Raw genomic sequence first — 18,913 nt, 5'->3', positions numbered from 1 at the left:
ATCGTCCGGTACCACCGGGACGGTCGTATGAGCGTGCGTGTCGGAAACCTTACCTTCACGGGTCGCGCCGTGAACGCGGGTGAGGAAAACGCACCGCGCAAGCCGACCGTTGTCACCCCGCGTCGCGCCTCCGTGGCGTGAACGCACGGCTGGCCCCGGCAACGGGTGTCAGCAGAGTTAAGCAGTCTCAGTAACAGACTCCGCCCGGCCTCTCCTCCGAGGGCCGGGCGTTTTCATGCCCGCCGGCTCAGCCCGCCACCGGCGTGGCCCAGCCCTGCAACTCGCGGCACAGGATGTCGATCAGCATCGCCACATGCGCGTCATTCGCGTTCAGGCAGGGGATGTAGGTGAATTCCTCGCCGCCCGCATGCAGGAAGCTGTCGCGGATCTCCTCGTTGATCTCCTCCAGCGTCTCCACGCAATCGGCCGAGAAGGCCGGCGCCATGATGGCGATGCGCCGCACGCCGCTCTCCGCCAGCCGGGCCACTTCCTCGACCGTGTAGGGCTGCAGCCACTCCTCCGGCCCGAACTTCGACTGGAAGGTCACCCGCAGCTCCTCGCCGCTCATCCCCAGCCGCTCGCGCAGCAGCCGCGAGGTCTTCTGGCACTGGCAGTGATAGGGGTCGCCCTCCTCCAGGTAGCGCTTCGGCACGCCGTGGTAGGAGGTGATCAGCAGCTCCGGCCGCTGCGCCATCCCGGCATAGACCTCCTCCACCGAGCGGGCCAGCGCATCGATGTAGAGCGGATGGTCGTAATAGGCCGGCACCGTGCGGATGGCGGGCTGCCACTTCAGCTTCATCAGCGCACGGAAGGCCTGGTCGTTCGCCGTCGCCGTGGTCGCCCCGGCATATTGCGGGTAGAGCGGGAAGAACACGATGCGCTCGCAGCCCGCCTCCTGCATGCGGCGGATCACGCTCCCGGTGGAGGGATTGCCGTAGCGCATGCAGAAATCCACCATCACGCTGTCGCCGAACAGCGCCGCCATGCCGGCGCGCACCTGCTCGGTCTGCTCGCGGGTGATGGTGCGCAGCGGGCTCTCGTTGAGCTCGGTGTTCCAGATACCGGCATAGGCCCGGCCCGAGCTGAACGGCCGCTTGCTCAGGATGATGCCCTGCAGGATCGGCTGCCACTTCCAGCGCGGATAGTCGATCACCCGCGAATCGGACAGGAATTCGGAGAGATAGCGCCGCATCGACCAGTAGTCCGTGCCGTCCGGCGTGCCGAGATTGGCGAGGATCACCCCCACCTTGGCCCGCGCCACCGGCGGATGCCCCTCGGGCGCATGCGCAAGGCGCCCCTGCCCCGGCCGGTCGGGTTCCGTCAGCTCTGCCATGCGCGCTCTCCTTCGCTGCGTCGTCCGTCGCCCCGGTCTACCGCGCGCGCCCGGGCTCTCCAAGCGCGTCGCGGTCGCGGGGGATCACTCTTCACCGGGCTTCTGGCCCGTGCTCTGCTCCGCCGTGCCCAGCGCATCGGCAAGCCGCGCCACCGCCGAGCCCGGGCGCCTGGGCACCGGCTGGTTCTCGCCCGGCGCCCAGCCGGTGAGGAACACCAGCTCGAACGTCGCCGGCACCCGGCCGTCCGGCCCCGCCCAGCGCTGCTGGTAGATCTCGCAGGCCCGCAGCAGCACGTCGCGCCGCAGCGGCACCCGGCGGCGCTGGCGCATCACGTTGGTCTCGCCCATCGCGCGCAGCTCGCGCATCAGGTGCAGGGGCGAGGCATAGGTGACCGTGAGCCGCTCCGTGTCCGCCACCGGCATCGCGTAGCCCGCCCGCTGCAGCAGCGCGCCGAGGTCGCGGATCTCGGCCATAGGCGCCACCCGGGGCGACAGCCCGCCCGCGCGCTCCACCTCCGCCTCGGCCAATGCCGCGCGCAGCTCGTGGAGGGTCTGGCCGCCGAAACTCACCGCCAGCATCAGCCCGTCCGGGCACAGGCCCAGCCGGAGCTGGATCAGCGTGCCCACCGGGTCGCGCGCCCAGTGCAGCCCGAGCCCGTGCACCACGAGATCATGCGCGCCCCGTTCCAGCGCCAGCACCTCCGTGTCCGCCACCAGCGAAGGGGCGGCGGCGAGCCGCGGGTTCCCCGCCATCTCCTCCGCCCAGGCCTGCGCCTGCCAGCCCACCACCGCCGGTGCGCTAAACTCTCTGTTAACCTCGATCAGGCGTTCTGAGACACGCGCCGCCGCCTCGCGGTGCAGGAAGGTCTCCGGCTCGGGCAGGCGCGCGCGGCGCCGGTCGAGCAGGTCGAGGTCGAAGAGATCGGGAGGGGTGGTCATCATGGTCCGCCATTTGTCCGGGACACCGGAGATAATGCGTCAACGCCCGGGAGAAAACCCATTCCGGGCCTGAGCGGGATGCTCGGCGGCATGGGCCGGCAGATGCTCGACATGGTCTATCCGCCGGTCTGCATCGCCTGCGCCGAGCCGGTGGAGCGCCAGCGCGCCCTCTGCGGCCCCTGCTGGCGCGAGACGCGCTTTCTCACCGGCGCGCTCTGCGAGGGCTGCGCCCGCCCGCTCGACGGGCTGGCCCCCGGCGCCGGCCTGCACTGCGCGCGCTGCGCCGCCGCCCCGCCGCCCTGGCAGGCGGCCCGCGCCGCCATCGCCCACGAAGGGCCGGGCCGGCGGCTGATCCTGTCGCTCAAGCACTCGGGCCGGCTGGAACTGGCCGAGCCGGTGGCCGCCTGGATGGTTCGCGCCGGCGCCGACGTGCTCGCCCGCGCCGACCTGCTCGCCCCGGTGCCGCTGCACTGGCTGCGCCTCGCGCGCCGCGGGCACAACCAGTCGGCCGAACTGGCACGCGCCCTCTCCCGGCTCACCGGGAAGCCGATGGTGCCGGACCTGCTCCTGCGCCGCCGACGCACCGCGAGCCAGGTGGGGCTCGACCGCGCGGCCCGCGCCACCAATGTGGAAGGCGCCATCGTCGCCGCCCCGCAGCACGTGCTCCACGGCCGGCGCGTGCTGCTCATCGACGACGTGATGACCACCGGCGCCACCCTGGCCGCCTGCGCGCGCGCCTGTCTCGACGCCGGCGCCGCCGCTGTCGACGTGCTCGCCGCCGCCCGCGCCCTCGCGCCCGAAGGAGAAAGCCCGCCGACCCGATGATTGCATGCGGGGGCGAAACCCTTATATCTGGACCTGTTCCACCATCCCGAAGGGCCCCCCATGAAACAGGTCGAAATCTATACCACGCCCACCTGCGGCTATTGCCGGATGGCAAAGAACCTGCTCACGCAGAAGGGCGTCGCCTACACCGAATACGACGTGGCCGCAGACCCCACCCTGCGCCCGAAGATGGTCGAGCGCGCCGGCGGCAGCCGCACCGTGCCGCAGATCTTCATCGACGGCACCCATGTGGGCGGCTGCGACGACCTCTACGCCCTGGAGCGCTCCGGCAAGCTCGACCCGATCCTGGCCGCCTGAGGCATGCGCGCCGGCCTCGTCCAGCTCACCGCTTCCGACGATCCGCTGGGGAACCTGCCCGCAACGGAAGCCCTGCTGCGCGAGGCCGCGGCCGGGGGGGCCGAGCTCGTTCTCACCCCCGAGGTCACCAACATCGTCTCCTCCAGCCGCGCCCGCCAGCAGGAGGTGCTCTGCCTCGAGGCCGACGACCCGACGCTGGCACGGCTGCGCGAACTGGCAGGCGAGCTGGGCATCTGGCTGCTGATCGGCTCGCTCGCGCTCAGGACCGGCGATGCCGACGGCCGCTTTGCCAACCGCTCCTTCCTGGTCGGGCCGGACGGCGGCATCCGCGCGCGCTACGACAAGATCCACATGTTCGACGTCGCCCTCGAAGGCGGCGAGAGCTACCGCGAATCCGTCGGCTACCGCCCCGGCAGCGCCCTCGCCTGCCCCGAGACACCCTGGGGCCTGCTTGGCATGACCGTGTGCTACGACCTGCGCTTCCCCGCGCTTTACCGGGCCCTGGCGCAGGCCGGCGCGCGGCTGCTCACCGTGCCCTCCGCCTTCACCGTGCCGACCGGCCGGGCGCACTGGGAGGTGCTGCTGCGCGCCCGCGCCATCGAGACCGGCTGCTTCGTGCTCGCCCCGGCGCAATGCGGCGAGCATCCCGGCGGCGGCGCGAAGCCGCGCCGCACCTGGGGCCATTCGCTCGCCGTTGCCCCCTGGGGCGAGGTGCTGGCCGATGGCGGCGAACGCCCCGGCGTCACGCTGCTCGACCTCGACCTCTCGGAGGTCGACCGCGCCCGCGCCCGGGTGCCGAGCCTGCAGCACGACCGGCCGTTCGGCGCGGGAACGACGTGATGCGCAATCCGCTCGCGGTTCCCGGCACGGCGGACGAGGATCCGCTGACCGTCGCCCTGCTCTCGGAGATCCTGAGCATCGAGCAGCACGCGCGCACCCGCATCCAGCGCGCCCTGCCCGCGGGCATGCAGCTCTCGCATTACATGGTGCTCACGCATTTCGCCCGGCAGGGCGGCGAGCGCACGCCTGCCCAGCTTGCCCGCATCTTCCAGGTCACGCGCGGCGCCATGACCAACACCCTGCAGCGGCTGGACGAAGCCGGCTACATCCACATCCGCCCGGACTGGGACGACGGCCGACGCAAGTATGTCTCGGCCAGCCGCGCCGGGCTGGAGGCGCGCCAGCGCGCCGTGGCGGCCGTGGCGCCGCTGTTCTCGGAGATGGCCGAACGGCTCGGCCCCGAGAAGCTGCGCGCGGTGCTGCCGGTGCTGCGCAGCATGCGCATCCTGCTCGACGCCCGGGAGCAGCAGTAGCCCCGCGCCCCTCAGCCGGTGCGATGCGGGCGCTGCTGTGCGCCGCCGCGCCGCCGCCCGGAGAGGCCGGGGAAGGAAATCACCTCCGCGCCATGTCCTGCCAGCGAGCTCGCCGCCGGTGCGACGCCGCGCAGGTGCATCAGGTGCGAGAGCAGGCCGCGCAGCGCGGGGTCGGTGCCGGTCGCGGAGCCGCCGCAGAGCACCCGGCCCAGCCGCGCGACCTCGCCCTGTGCCCGCCGCGGCTCCGCCCGGAAGCTGCGGCCGCGCAGCGAGGCGGTGACGAAGAGCCGGTGCTCGGTGAGCGCCATCAGCCGGCCGAGGGTGAAGGCATCGAAGCGCCCGTAGGCAAGTGTCACCGTCGGCTGGCCCGGCGCGGGCGCGCCCTCGCCCCGGCGCGGCTCGATCAGCTTCGGGCCGCCCGGCCCGCGCGCACGTCCGCCATGGGTGCGCAGGCGCAGGCTGTGCAGCCCCTCCGCCATGGCCGCAACCTGGTAGTCGTCCCAGCCCTGCTCCTCCGGCAGCGCGGAGACCAGCAGATCGGCCACCCGGGCGCGCCCCTGCGCCGGCGGAGCGCCGCGCCGGGCCCGCATGCCGCGGGCATAGCCCGCCCAGCCTCCCGGGCCGGCGCCGAACTGCAGCGGGTCGGCCTGGCCGAGGCCCAGCATGTCCTCGTGCCAGAAATCGGCGAGGCCAAGCAGGAGGCCGAGGTTTTCCGCCGCCGGCGCATCCCGGAAATGCAGGTCCATGTGATGGGCGCCGCTGCGCAGTTCGGCCAGTGCCTCCGCGCCGATGGCGATCAGCAGGCCGAGGTGCACCGGCGACCAGCAACCGAAGCTCGCATGGCTGCGATTGGTGAAGCCCACGATCCGGCCGGGGTCGAGGCCGAAGGCGCGTGCGGTCTCCACGTCGCGGGTGACGGCGAAGAGCTGGCGCTGCGCCCCCTCCGCGCCGAGCCGGGCGAGCAGCCAGCCGCGCATACGCCCCGCGAGCATGCGCATCTCGGGGGCGATGATCTCGCGCTCGGCGAAGACCACCGCCGTGGTGGCGGGGTCGAGCCGGGCGGTGAGGCGGCGCAGGCGGTCGCCCTCCCCCGGAGACAGGAAGTGCACCACCGGCCCCTCCGCCGCCGGGTGGCAGAGGCTTTGCGCCACCATGGCGGGCCCGGGGTCTCCCGCCTCGGGGCCGAGATGCAGGACATCGGTGAAGCGCCGCCCGCCCGCCCCGCCGATCTCGCCCGAGCGGATGGCGCCGGCGAGGGTTTCGGGCCAGTGGCGGCAGGCTTCGAGGGCGCGGGAGATATCCCGCCCGTCCACCTCCGCCGGCTGCCCGGGCGGGTGGCGCAGCGCGGGGGCGGGAAAGGCCTCCAGCGCGGGGTCGACCGCGGTCTCCCCCGCCAGCCAGGCTCGCCGCCGCCCGGCGAGCCCCGCCCCCTCCTCGAGCGCCAGCAGCGTGGACAGCACCTCCGGCGTGAGGGCGGAACAGGACAGATCGAGCAGAAGGTCTCCCTCCCTCGCGTGCAGCGCCTCGAAACGGCCGGGACGCGAGACGAGCTGCGCATGCCGCCGCCGCCGCACCATCGCGGCGAGCAGTTCGAGATCCTGCAGATGCTCCTGCGTCACCATGTCGTGTCCCCGGGTGGCGCCCGCCGGCGAGAGCCGGCCGACGCGTGAAGGGGGGATATCCCGGCGGCGCCTGCTCAAGGCACCTGGCCGCCACCGCGATTCCCCCACAGCCCCATTGGAGCGCGGATTCGATAATCAGGTGTTAACCCCAAGGGGACAGCGCGGCTTGCGGTTGAAGCGAGGAGCCCCGCCGCACGCATCACGACAGGAGGGCGTCGAGCTCACCGGACAGGGTACGGGCCTCGAGAATCGCGGCTTCCAGCTCGGCCAGCCGGGCCTCGGGCGCCGTGGCGGCCGGCCGGGCCGTGGTGGCCGCGAGCACCTCCGCCTCCAGCGCGGGATCGAGCGGGATGCGGCGCTGGCGCAGGGAATGCCGCTGGCTCACCAGCTGGCGACGCAGCAGGGCGAGCTCGCGCTCGCGCTCGGCGATCTCCTTCGTGGCGGCGGCCGGCACGGGGTCGGCGTGGCTGCCGGTCGTGGCGGCGGCGGCGTCGGACACGGCCTCCGCCCGCTCCAGCGCCTCGGGCGCCGGGCTGTCCGGGCTGGAGACCACCTCGGGCCCGGACAGGGTGGCCGGCGGCAGCGCGCCGCTCTCCGCCCCCTCCGGCCCGGGCCCCCGGGAGCACGCTGCCAGCGCGAGGGCGAGGCCGAGGGGGGCGAGGCTGGCTGGATATCTCATGGTTCGGACCTTCCGACTTGTCCCGTGATCTCCCTCCGGCTCCCTGCCGTCGCAAGGTGCCGGGGGAAGGTGATCAGAGGGTAAACACGGTGGTGCCCGTGGTGCGGCGCGCCTCGAGGTCGCGGTGCGCCTCGGCGACCTCGGCCAGCGGGCGGGTACGGGCGACGTCGATCTTCACCTTGCCGGTCAGCACCATGTCGAACAGGTCGGCGGCGCGCTCCTGGGCGGAGCCGGGCTCGGCGATATAGGTGAAGAGCGTCGGGCGGGTGACGTAGAGCGAGCCCTTGGCCGCGAGCTCGGCCACGGTGATCGGCGGCACCGGGCCGGAGGCGCTGCCGAACGAGATCATCAGCCCGCGCGGGTTGAGGCATGCGGTCGAGCCCTCCCAGGTGGAGGCGCCGACCGAATCCATCACCACCGGCACGCCGCGCCCGCCGGTGAGATCCTTCACGGCGGAAACGAAATCGGTGGTGGAGTAATTGATCACCTCGGCCGCGCCATGCGCCTTGGCGAGGGCGCATTTCTCGTCCGTGCCGGCGGTGGCGATCATCCGCAGGCCCATGGCGCGCGCCCATTGGCAGGCGATGAGCCCCACGCCGCCGGCGGCCGCGTGAAACAGCAGCGTGTCGCCGGGCGCGAGGCTGGCGGTGGAGCGGAAGAGATACTGCACCGTGAGGCCCTGCAGCATCATCGCGGCGCCCTGCTCGAAGGAGAGCTCCTCGGGGAGCACCACCACCTGGGCCGCCGGCATCACCCGCTCCTCGGCATAGGCGCCGGGGGTGACGGCGGCATAGGCCACGCGGTCACCCTCCGCGAGATGGGTCACCCCCTCGCCCACCGCGGTGACGATGCCTGCCCCTTCGAGCCCGATCACCGCCGGCAGCGGCAGCTTGTAGAGCCCGGTGCGCTGGTAGACGTCGATGAAGTTCAGCCCCACCGCGTGCTGGCGGATGCGGATCTCGCCGGGCCCCGGCGCGCCCACCTCGACATCGACGTATTCGAGCACTTCGGGGCCGCCGAATGCGGAAATGCGGACTGCCTTGACCATGGCCTACCTCCGGGACGTTGCAGAGACGATGCGGCCCCGGCCGTTGCGGGCCGGGGCCGGTTGCGGGGGGCGCGAGCGCTCAGGCGGCGGCGGCGACGGCGCGTTTCGTCATCACGCCGATGAGATGGGCGCGGTACTCCGGGGTGCCGTGGATGTCGCCGATCATGCCCTCGGCCGGGGCCTTGAGCGAGGCGACCGCATCGGGGGTGAAGCTGGAGGAGAGCGCCTCCTCGGCCTCGGTCCAGCGGAACACGCCCTCCTCCGAGGCGCCGGTGACGGCCACGCGCACGCCGGTCGCGAACTTGGCCACGAACACGCCCACGAGGGCGAAGCGCGAGGCCGGCTGCACGAACTTCTGGTAGTTCGCCGCCTCCGGGATGGGGAACTTCACCGCGGTGATGATCTCGTGCTCCTCCAGCGCGGTGGTGAACATGCCCTGGAAGTACTCGTCCGCCGGGATCTCGCGCGCGGTGGTGACGATGGTCGCCCCCGAGGCCAGCGCCGCGGCCGGGTAGCAGGCCGAGGGGTCGTTGTTGGCGAGGCTGCCGCCGATGGTGCCGCGGTTGCGCACCGCCGGGTCACCGATATGCGAGGCGAGGGCGGCGAGCGCGGGGTAGGCGGTGGCCTCGGCCGCCACCTTCGCATGCGGGGTGGCGCCCTTCACCGTGAGCACGCCGCCCTCGGCCGAGACGCCGATGAGCTCCGCCATGCCGGCGAGGCTCACCAGCTTCGTGGGCATGGCGAGACGCTGCTTCATGGTGGGCAGCAGGGTCTGGCCGCCGGAGAGGGGCTTCGCGTCCTCGTCGGAGAGGGCCGCCAGGGCGTCGGCGACGCTCGCCGGTTTCACGAATTCGAAGTCATACATGGTCTTGTCTCCTTGGACGGGCCGTGCCCGTGTCTCACGTCCCGGTCTTCACCCTGCCGCATTCATCGCCGCCCAGACCCGGGCCGGCGTGAGCGGCATGTCGATATGCGTGACCCCCCTGGCGGCGAGGGCGTCGACCACCGCGTTCACCACGGCGGGCGGCGAGCCGATGGCCCCGGCCTCACCGCAGCCCTTCACCCCCAGCGGATTGTGGGTGCAGGGCGTGACACAGCTGTGATCGACGGCATACATCGGCACATCATCGGCGCGCGGCATCGCATAGTCCATATAGGATCCGGTCAGAAGCTGGCCATTTTCGTCATAGACCGCCTGTTCGAGCAGCGCCTGGCCGATGCCCTGGGCGATGCCGCCATGCACCTGGCCCGAAACGATCATCGGGTTGATGACATTGCCGAAATCGTCGGCCGCCGAGAAGGCGAGGATCTCGACCTTGCCGGTGTCGGGGTCGACCTCCACCTCGCAGGCGTAGCCGCCGGAGGGGTAGGTGAAGTTGGAGGGGTCGTAGAAGGCCGTCTCCTCCAGCCCGGGCTCGATGCTCTCCAGCGGGTAGTTGTGCGGCACGTAGGCGGCGAGGCAGACATCGCCCCAGGCGATGGACTTGTCGGTGCCCTTCACCGAGAACTGGCCGCCGGCGAGCTCGACATCGGTCTCGGCCGCCTCCATCAGGTGGGCGGCGATCTTCTTCGCCTTGGCGATGATCTTCTCGGTGGCCTTCACCATGGCGGTGCCGCCCACGGCGATGGAGCGCGAGCCGTAGGTGCCCATGCCCATCGGGATCTTCGAGGTGTCGCCATGCACGATGTCGACCTGGGTGGCGTCGATGCCCAGCATCTCGGCCACCACCTGGGGGAAGGTGGTCTCGTGCCCCTGCCCGTGGCTGTGCGAGCCGGTGTAGACCGAGATCGAGCCGGTGGCGTTCACCCGCACGGTGGCGCTCTCGTAGAGGCCGGCGCGGGCGCCGAGCTGGCCGACGAGCTGGGAAGGCGCGATGCCGCAGGCCTCGATGTAATGCGCGATGCCGAGGCCGCGCAGCTTGCCCTTCGCCTCCGAGGCCGCGCGCCGGGCGGGGAAGCCCGCCACGTCGGCGATCTCGACCAGCTTGTCCATCGTGGCGTGGTAGTTGCCGGTGTCGTAGACCACCGCGACGGGGGTCTGGTAGGGGAACTGCTCGGGCTTGATGAAATTGCGCCGGCGCAGCTCTATCGGGTCGATACCGAGCTCGCGGGCCGCCTTGTCGATCACGCGCTCGAGCTGGAAGGTCGCCTCCGGCCGCCCGGCGCCGCGATAGGCGTCCACCGGCACGGTGTTGGTGAACACGGCCTTCACGTTCACGTAGACCAGCGGCGTGGTGTAGTTGCCCGCCATCAGCGTGCCGTGCAGCCAGGTGGGCACCGAGGGCGCGAAGGTGGAGAGATAGGCGCCCATGTTGGCCAGCGTGTCGGTGCGCAGGGCGAGGAACTTGCCTTCGGCGTCGAGCGCGAGCTCGATCTTCGTCACGTGGTCGCGGCCGTGGCAGTCGGTGATGAAGGCCTCGGAGCGGTCGCAGGTCCATTTCACCGGGCGGTTCACCGCCTTCGCCGCGAAGGTGCAGAAGGCCTCCTCGGCGTAGTGGAAGATCTTGGTGCCGAAGCCGCCGCCCACGTCGGGTGCGACCACGCGCAGCTTGTGCTCGGGGATGCCGAGCACGAAGGCGCCCATCAGCAGGCGGATCACGTGGGGGTTCTGCGAGGTGGTGTAGAGCGTGTGCTCGCCGGTGGTGCGGTCATAGTCGCCCACGGCCACGCGCGGCTCCATCGGGTTTGCCACCAGGCGGTTGTTCACAAGCTCCAGGGTGGTGACATGGTGCGCGCCCCTGATGGCGGCATCCACCGCCTCGCGGTTCTCCTCCACGAAGCCCCAGTCGTAGCAGAGGTTGTTCTCGACATCGTCATGCACGAGCGGCGCACCGCCGGCCACGGCGGCCTTCATGTCGATCACGGCCGGCAGCTCGTCGATATCGACCATGATGGCTTCGGCGGCGTCCTTCGCCTCGGCCAGGCTCTCGGCCACGACGACGGCGATCGGGTCGCCGACGTGGCGCACCTTGCCGGTGGCGAGCACGGGGTGGCCGGGCTCCTTCATCGGCTGGCCGAAGCGGTCGGTCACCTGCCAGCCGCAGGGCAGCCCGCCCACGCCCTCGAAATCCTTCGCGGTGAAGATGCGGACCACGCCGGGCATGGCCTCGGCTTCGGCGGTATCGATGGAGGTGAGGTTTCCGTGGGCCACGGAGGAGCGCAGGAAATAGGCGTAAGCCTGTCCGCGCAGGTTGATGTCGTCGGTGTAGCGCCCGGCTCCGGAGAGGAAGCGCACGTCCTCGCGCCGTTTGGTGGAGGCACCGATCCCGTCATGATCCTTGGGCATTGTCTCTTCTCCCTGGCAGGGAGCGCGCGGGCTCCCGGATTGTCCGACCCGCGTTCTTCTTCCGGCTCGCGCCGCTGCGGGGTCTTGATGGGCTGGGGTGGGGTCTTGCCCCTTGGGGCGGGGGGCGCGCCCCCCGGAGCGGCGTCATGGCGCCGCTCCCCGTCATGTCTCGGCGCCCTGCCCCCCGGGGGGAACAGGGCCCGGCCGCTCAGCCGCGCAGGGTGGCGGCGGCGGCCTGGATCGATTTCACGATGTTGTGGTAGCCGGTGCAGCGGCAGATGTTGCCCTCGAGATACTCGCGGATCTCGGTTTCCGAGGGGTCCGCGTTGGTCTTGAGCAGGTCCGCGGCGGACATCACCATGCCCGGGGTGCAGAAGCCGCACTGCAGGCCGTGATGGTCCTGGAAGGCCTGCTGGATCACGCCCAGCGAGCCGTCGGGGTTTGCCATCCCCTCGATGGTGGTGACCTCCGCGCCCGCGGCCTCCTGGGCCAGCATGGTGCAGGATTTCACAGCCACGCCGTCGACATGCACCACGCAGGCGCCGCACTGGGACGTGTCGCAGCCCACGTGGGTTCCGGTGAGGCCCTGGGCCTCGCGCAGGAACTGGACCAGCAGGGTCCGGCCTTCGACCTCGCCTGACATCTTCTTGCCGTTAACCGTCATGGTGACTGAGGTCATGACATTCTCCCCGATTAAAGTCTTCGCGAGCCTATGGCGGAAGCCCGAGTCTCGCAACCACCTTGCGATTGCGCACACTTTTGCCGGCCGGGCCCGGCGGCGGCAAGGGGTTTGAGGAAGAATTGCGCCCTTGGTCGTAAACGGCTGCGCCGGGGCTCAGCCGCCGACCGGCAGCCGGGAGTCGCAGGCGGGGTCGATCTGCCACTTCCGGTTGCCCTGCACGAAGGAATCGCGGCCCGTGCCGTCGCGCCGGCTGGCCGCCGCCTCGCGGATGGCGGCGGCCAGGGCATCGGCAAGGTCGCGGTCATCGCCCGCGTCCACCGTGGCTGCGTAATTGTTGGAGATCGTGGTGCGCACCACCGACACCGGCAGCCCGTCGAACCGGCCGCCGAAGCCGGGCGCGGCGAGCGCGTCGGCCGCCCAGGCCACGTCCTCGAGCGCGTAGGAGCAGCCCCGCTCCGTCACGTCGTAGGAAGCGATGAGCGCGTGCCAGCGCCCGATCGCCACCTGCTCCGTGCCCGGCGCGTCGGCCGGAGGCGGCAGGGGATCGTCCGGGTCCGGCGCCACGGCGGGGGGCACGCCGCCGCTTCCGTCACCGTCATCGCGGGGCACGATCACCATCGTGTCGGGCGGGGCGGTGTAGCGGGTGGCATAGGTCTCCGCCGGCGCCTGCTCGGAGACCAGCGCCTCCAGCCGCGGCGCGCAGCTCGGGTCCCACAGGCCGGCGCGGGTGACGTCATCGACGAAACCGCGCACGAAGAGCGGCGCCTCCCCGGCCCCCGGCGCGCCGGAGACCGCCCGCGCCTCGGCCCGGGCCAGCGTCTCGACGAAGAAGCAGCTCCACTTCGCCCGCACCCGGTCCTCCTGCGCCTCCAGCACCTCGGCATAGACCGAGCCGAGGATCTCCAGCGTCTTGTCGGTGGTGAACTCGCGCTCGTCGAGGGCCGCGGCCTCGCGCTTGGCCTGCCAGGCGGTGACGGCGGAGAAGATCGACACTCCCGCCGCGATCAGCGATATCCAGTTCGACTTGTCCATGCCGGCCTCCCCCGGTCCTGCGGCCCTGTCCTGCCGCGGCAGCATGCGCCGGCGGCGGAGGGCAGACTGTGCGCCCGCGCACAGGGGCCGGAGACTGTGCGCCCGGGCAGGGCCGGGGCCGCCCGCAAGCGCGGGGCCGAAACTGCGCGCAAGCGCAAAGCCCGAAACTGCGCGCCGGCGCGCAAGGCCCGAAACTGCGCGCGGGCGCGCAAGGCCCGAAACTGCGCGCGGGCGCGCAAAGCCCGAAACTGCGCGCCGGCGCGCAAGGCCTGCGGCCCCGCGTCCCGCCCCCGGGGCCGCGCTTGCATCGCCGGGCCGCCGCGGCTAGGCCTGTTTCAAAGAACAGAACCCCACGGGCCCGGAGGACCGCCGCGATGATCGGACGCCTGAACCATGTCGCCATTGCCGTGCCCGACCTCGGCGCCGCGGCGGCGCAGTATCGCGACACGCTGGGCGCCACGGTCGGCGCCCCGCAGGACGAGCCGGAGCATGGCGTGACCGTGGTGTTCATCGAGCTGCCCAACACCAAGATCGAGCTGCTGCACCCGCTGGGCGAGGGCTCGCCCATCGCGGGCTTTCTCGAGAAGAACCCCGCGGGGGGCATTCACCACATCTGTTACGAGGTCGAGGATATCCTTGCCGCGCGCGACCGGCTGAAGGCCGCCGGCGCCCGGGTGCTGGGCACGGGCGAGCCGAAGATCGGCGCGCATGGCAAGCCGGTGCTGTTCCTGCACCCGAAGGATTTCAACGGCGCCCTCGTGGAACTGGAGCAGGTATGACCATCACCTCCGTCATCGTCCTCTACGCCGTCACCTGGTTCATGTGCCTGTTCGTGGCGCTGCCGATCCGGGTGACCACCCAGAGCGACACCGGCGAGATCGTCCCCGGCACCGCGCCTTCGGCGCCGGTGAACCCGCGGCTGGGGCGCAAGATCCTCTGGGTCACGGTGGCCACCACGGTGATCTGGGCGCTGCTCTGCGGCTTCATCCTGTCGGGGATGCTCACGGTCCGTGACATCGACTTCTTCAACCGAATGTGATTCGGAGCGGAGCCGGCGGCCCGTGCTACGCTGAAGCCTCCACACCCAGAGAGGAGACACGCAGATGAAGATACTCGCCGCCCTCCTGACCGCATGTTCGATGCTGGCCGTGGTGGGCACTGCCGCCGCCTGCCCCTGGTCCAGCGCCAGGGTGACCTCAGACCAGAGCGCCGAGATCACTCCGGCCGCGCCGAAGACCACCGGAAGCTGAGCCCGCGCCGAAACGCCCTGCCGGGAGGGCCCCTGCGCGGGCCCTCCGGCCTCGCGGGTCTTCGCCCCCGCGCAGGCATGTCCCGGGCCTGACCCGGGACCTCGCCGCCACCCGCCCCGCGCCGATGCTGCCGGGGAGGCCCCGGGTCAGGCCCGGGGCAGGTCGGCGCCCCGCCGTCCCCTTCCGCCCCGCACCTTCCAGACCCGCTGCGCGCGCCGCACGCGGCTCCCCCTTCAGGAGCGCCGCTTCATGACCAGCCCCCGCGGCTCCGCCCTGTCCGCCCTCGCCCGCTGGCCACTTCTGCTGTTGCCCGCCCTGCTCACCGCCTGCACCAGCCTCGGCGCCGGCGTGCTCGAGCGGCTCGGCCGCTCGCAGACGGTGGAGAGCAGCACCGGCATTCCCTACGGAGACGACCCCGCGCAGGCCTACGACCTCTTCGCCGAGCGCGGCCTGGCCGATGACGCCCCGCTGATCGTGTTCTTCCACGGCGGCTCGTGGGACAGCGGCAGCCCGGGGCTCTACGCCTTCGCCGGCCAGTCGCTCGCGGCCCTCGGCACCATCACCGCCCTGCCCGGCTACCGGCTGGCGCCCGATGTCACCTTCCCGGCCTTCGTGGAGGACGGCGCGGCGGCGGTGGCGGCGGTGAAGGCGCGCTACCCGGGCCACCCGCTCTACCTCGCCGGCCACTCGGCCGGCGCGCAGATCGCCGCCCTGCTCGCGCTCGATCCGCGCTGGCTCGGCGCCGAGGGGCTCTCCCCCTGCCGCGACGTGGCGGGGTTCATCGGCCTCGCCGGCCCCTACGACTTCCTGCCGCTGCAGCAGGATCGCTACCGCCGCATCTTCCCCGAGGAGACCCGGGCCGAGAGCCAGCCGGTCAACTACGCCGCCGGCGCCCACCCGCCCGCACTCATCCTGCACGGGGAGGCGGACGATGTCGTCTCCCCCGCCGAGAGCGAGGCGCTGGCCGGGGCGCTGGAGGCGGGCGGAAACGCGGTCACCCTGCGGCTCTATCCGGAGGTGGGCCACGTGGGCATCGCCTCGGCGCTCGCCCCCATCCTGCGGGGGCGCGCGCCGGTGATCGAGGACGTGCGCGCCTTCCTCGCCGCGCCTCAGGCCGGCTGCGGGCGCAGCCCGGTGAGCCGGTGATGCAGGTGGGTGAAGGTCGCCACCCCGAGGATCGGGATCACCAGGTTGAGGATCGGGATGCTGAGCGGAATCGCCATCAGCGTGCCGGCGAGCCAGATCTGGCCGAAATGCCTCTTGCGCAGCGCCTCCGCCTCGGCCGAGGGCATGCGGCGCACGGCGATCATCTGGAAATACTCCCGCCCCAGCAGGTAGCCGTTCACCAGCCAGAAGATCAGCGGCGCCACCGGGGCGAGCACCAGGTAGAACACCAGCGCCACCAGGTTTGCCACGATCATCAGCCCGAGGAAGCGCGCGGCGTCGAGCAGCGCCTCGAGCATCGGCTGGGGGGTGACCTCGGGCAGCTGCGGGTAGTGCCGCTCCTCCACCGCCTCCACGATGTCGTCGAGGAAGAAGCCGATGAACACCGAGGCGATGGGGAACATCAGGAAGGCCGAGGCGAGGATCATCGCCACCACGGCAAAGCCGGTGGCCACCCCGCCCAGCGACACCTCGCCCAGGAAGGGCACCGGCACGTCCCAGGCCGGCAGCAGCGTGCCCAGCCAGCCCACGCCGAAATAGGAGGCGACGAGCAGCACCACCGTGAGGCCGAGGGACTTCACCAGCACGGCTGAGAAGCGGGCATCGGTAAGCTGGGAGAAGGCGCGGAGGAAATCGCCGATCATCAGGCGTCCACCCAGTCGGTGATCGCTTCGAGCACCGGGCGGTCACGCTCGGCCGGGGCCACGCCCTCGGTGCCGATATGGATGAAGCCGGCGAAATACTCGCCCTCGCCGAGGCCCTGTGCGGCGCAGAACTCCGCGTCGAACGCCGCCCAGCCGGTGATCCAGCTCGCCCCCCAGCCGGAGGCGAGCGCCGCGTTCACCAGCGCGAGGCAAACCGCCCCGGCCGAGAGGCGCTGCTCCACCTCCGGGATCTTCGGCGAGGGTTTCGGCGCCGAGACCACGCCCACGATGAGCGGTGCCACGGTGAAGGTGTTGCGCACCTTCTCCACGTCGGAGGCGGGCTTGCCCAGCGCCTCGGCCCGGGCGGCGGCCTGCTCCGCGAGCCGGGCGAGGGCCGCGCCGGAGAACACCTTGAAGCGCCAGGGCACCAGCATGCCGTGATCGGGCGAGCGGGCGGCGGCGGTGAGCAGCGGCATGAGCGCCGCGCGGTCCGGCGCCGGGGCGACGAGGGTCTTTGCCGGGCGGGAACGGCGGGTGAGCAGGAAGTCGAGGACCTCCGGGCGGGCTTCGGGCATGGGAACTCCGGTCTGTTGAGCGCCTTGGATGTGTTCGCGCCACCGGCCCGAGTCAAGCCATGCGGCCCTCGGGCGGTCGTGGGGCCGCGGCGGCCTCAGCCGCGGGCGACGAGGATGGGCGCGGTGAGCGAGGAGAGGCTGCGGCGCTGCCGGCCGTCGGCATCGAAGTTCTCCGCGTCGAGCCAGGCCTCGAAGGCGGTCTGCAGCAGCGGGAACTCGAGGTCGATGGCGGCATACCAGGCGGTGTCGCGGTTGCGGCCCTTCACCACCAGCGCCTGGCGGAACAGGCCCTCGTAGCTCAGCCCGAAGCGCTGTGCGGCCCGGCGCGAGGGGGCGTTGAGCGCGTTGCACTTCCACTCGAAGCGGCGGTAGCCGGCGAGGAAGGCCCAGGACATCATCATCCACACCGCCTCGGTGGCCGCCCGGCTGCGCTGCATGCGCGGGGCGAAGGCGATGTTGCCCAGCTCGATGCTGCCCGCCTCCGGCGCGATGCGCAGGAAGGAGAACACCCCGGCCCAGCTGTCGCTCGCATGGTCCCGGACGGCCCAGAACATCGGGTCGGTGCCGGCCCCGGCGCGCTCCGCCCAGGCGCGGAAGGCGGAAGCATCCGCGAAGGGCCCGTCGGCCATGTAGTCCCACATCGCGCCGTCATCCTCCGCGAAGGCGGAGAACAGCGCATCGGCATGCGCCGCTGCGCTGAGCGGCTCGAGCCGCGCGTAGCGGCCTTCGAAGGAGCGGCGGTCGGGGCGGGGCGGCGGGGTCCAGTTCGGAACCTCCGGGCCGATCGGGCGTGCATCATCCATGTCAAGACAGGAGCCGAAGCGGCGCGGCAGGTCAAGCGCCGCGCACGCGGGTTCGCAATTTATCGCGCGATTCCCGGCGCCTGCGCGGCCGGGCGGCGTCCCGGCCCGCCGCGCGCTCCCGGGCCCGGCCGTGGCCGTGCCCCCCGGCCCGCCTGCCGCGCATGCCCCCGGCCGGGTGGTTCCCCTCGAGGGCGCGGGGGGCTCAGGCGAGGAAGCGCGGGTTCTTGCCCATCTGCAGCTCGGGGAAGATGCGGGCCTCGATGTCGGAGGGGGCGAGGTCGAACATGTCGCGCAGGGTCCAGCCCAGCCAGCGGCGCATGTCGTCGGTGGGTTGCAGGTCGCGGTCCTCGAAGAGGTCGCCCTCGCCCAGGCCCGGCCAGGCGCCGTAGACCTTGCCACCCTTCACCGCGCCGCCCGCGAGGATCATCGCCCCGCCGGTGCCGTGGTCGGTGCCGCGCGAGCCGTTCTCCCGCGCGGTGCGGCCGAACTCGGTGACGCAGACCACCGTGGTGCGGCCCCAGGTGTCGCCCAGCCCCGCCTTCAGCGCCAGAATGGCGTCGGAGAGGTTGGAGAGCGCGCGCGGCAGCGACTGGTGCTGGGCGCGATGCGTGTCCCAGCCACCCAGCGAGAAGGCGGCGATGCGGCTCTCGCGGCTGAGCTGCTCGGCGGTGTAGCGCGCGAGCGGCACCGGGCCGAGGCGGTTTTCGCCCTCCATCGCGCCGCTCTCCTCGTTGGCGAGCTTGAAGGCGGCGTCGCTGGCGGCCTGCATCGCGGGGTCCTTCGCGTAGATCATGTCGAGCAGGTCGTGCGCCTGGGGCGACATGTCGAGCTCGGCATCCGGCGACCAGGCCGAGACCGGCGCCTTGCCGTCGAGCAGCATCATGTCTTCCTGCCCCACCGCGAAGGCCGTCCGCACGTCGGCGCCGGGCATCATGGTGAGCGCGCGGTTCAGCCAGCCGTCCCGCGCGGGCGTGAGGGTGCCGTCGGCGCTGGCGCTGCCGTTCTCCAGCAGGTCCTGGCCGTCGAAATGCGAGCGGCGGTCGCGGTAGGGGGTGGAGACCGCGTGCACGAAGCCCAGCTCGCCCGCCTGCCACAGCGGCATCAGCGGCTTCAGCGCCGGGTGGAGCGAGTAGAAGCCGTCGAGGTCGGTGGCACCTCCCGCCTCGCCGAACTTCAGCGTGGGGCGCATGGCGGCGAAGGCCTTGTCGCCGTAGGGCTGGACCACGTCGAGCGAGTCCATCGCCCCGCGCAGCAGGATGACGACGAGCCGGTTCTCGCCCGGCACGGCGGCGAAGGTGACGGGGGTGAGCAGCGGGCTCGCGGCGGCCGAGCAACCGAGGGCCAGGCCGGTTCCGAGGAAGCGGCGGCGGCCGGGGTCGAAGGATCGGGTCATGGCGTCC

General features: G+C 72.1%; 21 protein-coding genes. 8 read left to right on the top strand and 13 right to left on the bottom strand.

The window, feature by feature from the left end; translation table 11 throughout:
- Window positions 1-247 precede the first annotated feature (247 nt).
- On the bottom strand, window positions 248-1,333 hold the full coding sequence (gene hemH, locus D3P35_RS22335; RefSeq protein ID WP_118138081.1) for a ferrochelatase: 1,086 nt from the start codon (window positions 1,331-1,333) through the stop codon (window positions 248-250).
- 84 nt (window positions 1,334-1,417) lie between these two features.
- Window positions 1,418-2,275, bottom strand: coding sequence for an SAM-dependent methyltransferase (locus tag D3P35_RS22330; protein ID WP_370032270.1), 858 nt, complete (start codon window positions 2,273-2,275; stop codon window positions 1,418-1,420).
- 87 nt (window positions 2,276-2,362) lie between these two features.
- Here D3P35_RS22330 and D3P35_RS22325 point away from each other — a divergent pair, with 87 nt between their 5' ends.
- The 4 genes from D3P35_RS22325 to D3P35_RS22310 are packed head-to-tail and all read left to right on the top strand — an operon-like array spanning window position 2,363 to window position 4,728.
- The gene (locus tag D3P35_RS22325) at window positions 2,363-3,097 is read left to right on the top strand and encodes a ComF family protein (RefSeq protein ID WP_118138123.1); all 735 of its coding nucleotides are present in this window, start codon (window positions 2,363-2,365) and stop codon (window positions 3,095-3,097) included.
- A gap of 60 nt (window positions 3,098-3,157) precedes the next feature.
- On the top strand, window positions 3,158-3,415 hold the full coding sequence (gene grxC, locus D3P35_RS22320; protein WP_118138079.1) for a glutaredoxin 3: 258 nt from the start codon (window positions 3,158-3,160) through the stop codon (window positions 3,413-3,415).
- A 3-nt stretch (window positions 3,416-3,418) separates the two neighbouring features.
- The gene (locus D3P35_RS22315) at window positions 3,419-4,255 is read left to right on the top strand and encodes a carbon-nitrogen hydrolase family protein (protein WP_118138077.1); all 837 of its coding nucleotides are present in this window, start codon (window positions 3,419-3,421) and stop codon (window positions 4,253-4,255) included.
- Window positions 4,255-4,728, top strand: a complete 474-nt coding sequence (locus D3P35_RS22310; RefSeq protein ID WP_118138075.1) for a MarR family winged helix-turn-helix transcriptional regulator — start codon at window positions 4,255-4,257, stop codon at window positions 4,726-4,728. The genes D3P35_RS22315 and D3P35_RS22310 overlap by 1 nt, the downstream gene beginning before the upstream one ends.
- Before the next feature lie 11 nt (window positions 4,729-4,739).
- On the opposite strand, the gene D3P35_RS22305 is transcribed toward D3P35_RS22310, so the two are convergent.
- The 7 genes from D3P35_RS22305 to D3P35_RS22275 form a co-directional block, all read right to left on the bottom strand.
- A complete protein-coding gene (locus tag D3P35_RS22305) occupies window positions 4,740-6,347 on the bottom strand; it encodes a hypothetical protein (protein ID WP_157982268.1) in 1,608 nt (535 codons plus the stop codon).
- Between the two features lie 202 nt (window positions 6,348-6,549).
- Window positions 6,550-7,029 (bottom strand): hypothetical protein, encoded by a 480-nt coding sequence (locus D3P35_RS22300; RefSeq protein ID WP_118138071.1) that lies wholly within the window; start codon window positions 7,027-7,029, stop codon window positions 6,550-6,552.
- A 73-nt stretch (window positions 7,030-7,102) separates the two neighbouring features.
- Window positions 7,103-8,077 (bottom strand): quinone oxidoreductase, encoded by a 975-nt coding sequence (locus D3P35_RS22295; RefSeq protein WP_118138069.1) that lies wholly within the window; start codon window positions 8,075-8,077, stop codon window positions 7,103-7,105.
- A 79-nt stretch (window positions 8,078-8,156) separates the two neighbouring features.
- The gene (locus tag D3P35_RS22290; protein ID WP_118138067.1) at window positions 8,157-8,942 is read right to left on the bottom strand and encodes a xanthine dehydrogenase family protein subunit M; all 786 of its coding nucleotides are present in this window, start codon (window positions 8,940-8,942) and stop codon (window positions 8,157-8,159) included.
- A gap of 48 nt (window positions 8,943-8,990) precedes the next feature.
- The gene (locus tag D3P35_RS22285; protein WP_118138064.1) at window positions 8,991-11,363 is read right to left on the bottom strand and encodes a xanthine dehydrogenase family protein molybdopterin-binding subunit; all 2,373 of its coding nucleotides are present in this window, start codon (window positions 11,361-11,363) and stop codon (window positions 8,991-8,993) included.
- Between the two features lie 208 nt (window positions 11,364-11,571).
- Window positions 11,572-12,042, bottom strand: coding sequence for a (2Fe-2S)-binding protein (locus D3P35_RS22280; RefSeq protein WP_118138062.1), 471 nt, complete (start codon window positions 12,040-12,042; stop codon window positions 11,572-11,574).
- A gap of 156 nt (window positions 12,043-12,198) precedes the next feature.
- Entirely contained in the window at window positions 12,199-13,077 is an 879-nt protein-coding gene (locus tag D3P35_RS22275) for a hypothetical protein (protein ID WP_118138060.1), read from the bottom strand.
- Between the two features lie 374 nt (window positions 13,078-13,451).
- Between D3P35_RS22275 and mce the strand changes: the two genes are divergently transcribed.
- The 4 genes from mce (at window position 13,452) to D3P35_RS22260 (ending at window position 15,473) form a co-directional block, all read left to right on the top strand.
- Complete coding sequence (mce, locus tag D3P35_RS22270) at window positions 13,452-13,856, top strand: methylmalonyl-CoA epimerase (RefSeq protein WP_118138058.1); 405 nt, start codon at window positions 13,452-13,454, stop codon at window positions 13,854-13,856.
- On the top strand, window positions 13,853-14,116 hold the full coding sequence (locus D3P35_RS22265; protein ID WP_118138056.1) for a DUF1467 family protein: 264 nt from the start codon (window positions 13,853-13,855) through the stop codon (window positions 14,114-14,116). Before mce ends, D3P35_RS22265 begins: the two co-directional genes overlap by 4 nt.
- A gap of 64 nt (window positions 14,117-14,180) precedes the next feature.
- Window positions 14,181-14,327: a hypothetical protein gene (locus D3P35_RS26330; protein ID WP_157982267.1), complete on the top strand. Its 147-nt coding sequence runs from the start codon at window positions 14,181-14,183 to the stop codon at window positions 14,325-14,327.
- Between the two features lie 249 nt (window positions 14,328-14,576).
- Complete coding sequence (locus D3P35_RS22260; protein WP_118138048.1) at window positions 14,577-15,473, top strand: alpha/beta hydrolase; 897 nt, start codon at window positions 14,577-14,579, stop codon at window positions 15,471-15,473.
- Here D3P35_RS22260 and D3P35_RS22255 read toward each other — a convergent pair.
- The 4 genes from D3P35_RS22255 to D3P35_RS22240 form a co-directional block, all read right to left on the bottom strand.
- Window positions 15,437-16,135, bottom strand: a complete 699-nt coding sequence (locus D3P35_RS22255; protein ID WP_118138046.1) for an EI24 domain-containing protein — start codon at window positions 16,133-16,135, stop codon at window positions 15,437-15,439. The two genes, D3P35_RS22260 and D3P35_RS22255, sit on opposite strands and share 37 nt — an antisense overlap.
- Entirely contained in the window at window positions 16,135-16,710 is a 576-nt protein-coding gene (locus tag D3P35_RS22250; protein ID WP_118138044.1) for a nitroreductase, read from the bottom strand. Before D3P35_RS22250 ends, D3P35_RS22255 begins: the two co-directional genes overlap by 1 nt.
- Before the next feature lie 95 nt (window positions 16,711-16,805).
- A complete protein-coding gene (locus D3P35_RS22245; protein WP_118138042.1) occupies window positions 16,806-17,513 on the bottom strand; it encodes a GNAT family N-acetyltransferase in 708 nt (235 codons plus the stop codon).
- Window positions 17,514-17,715: 202 nt separating this feature from the next.
- Window positions 17,716-18,906: a DUF1501 domain-containing protein gene (locus D3P35_RS22240; RefSeq protein ID WP_118138040.1), complete on the bottom strand. Its 1,191-nt coding sequence runs from the start codon at window positions 18,904-18,906 to the stop codon at window positions 17,716-17,718.
- Window positions 18,907-18,913: the final 7 nt, after the last annotated feature.

Origin of the sequence: Oceanicella sp. SM1341, from assembly GCF_003448965.1 — a bacterium.
Lineage (GTDB): Bacteria > Pseudomonadota > Alphaproteobacteria > Rhodobacterales > Rhodobacteraceae > Paroceanicella.
The sequence above is the reverse complement of the archived record's forward strand: the minus strand, read 5'-3'. Positions and strand labels throughout refer to the sequence as shown.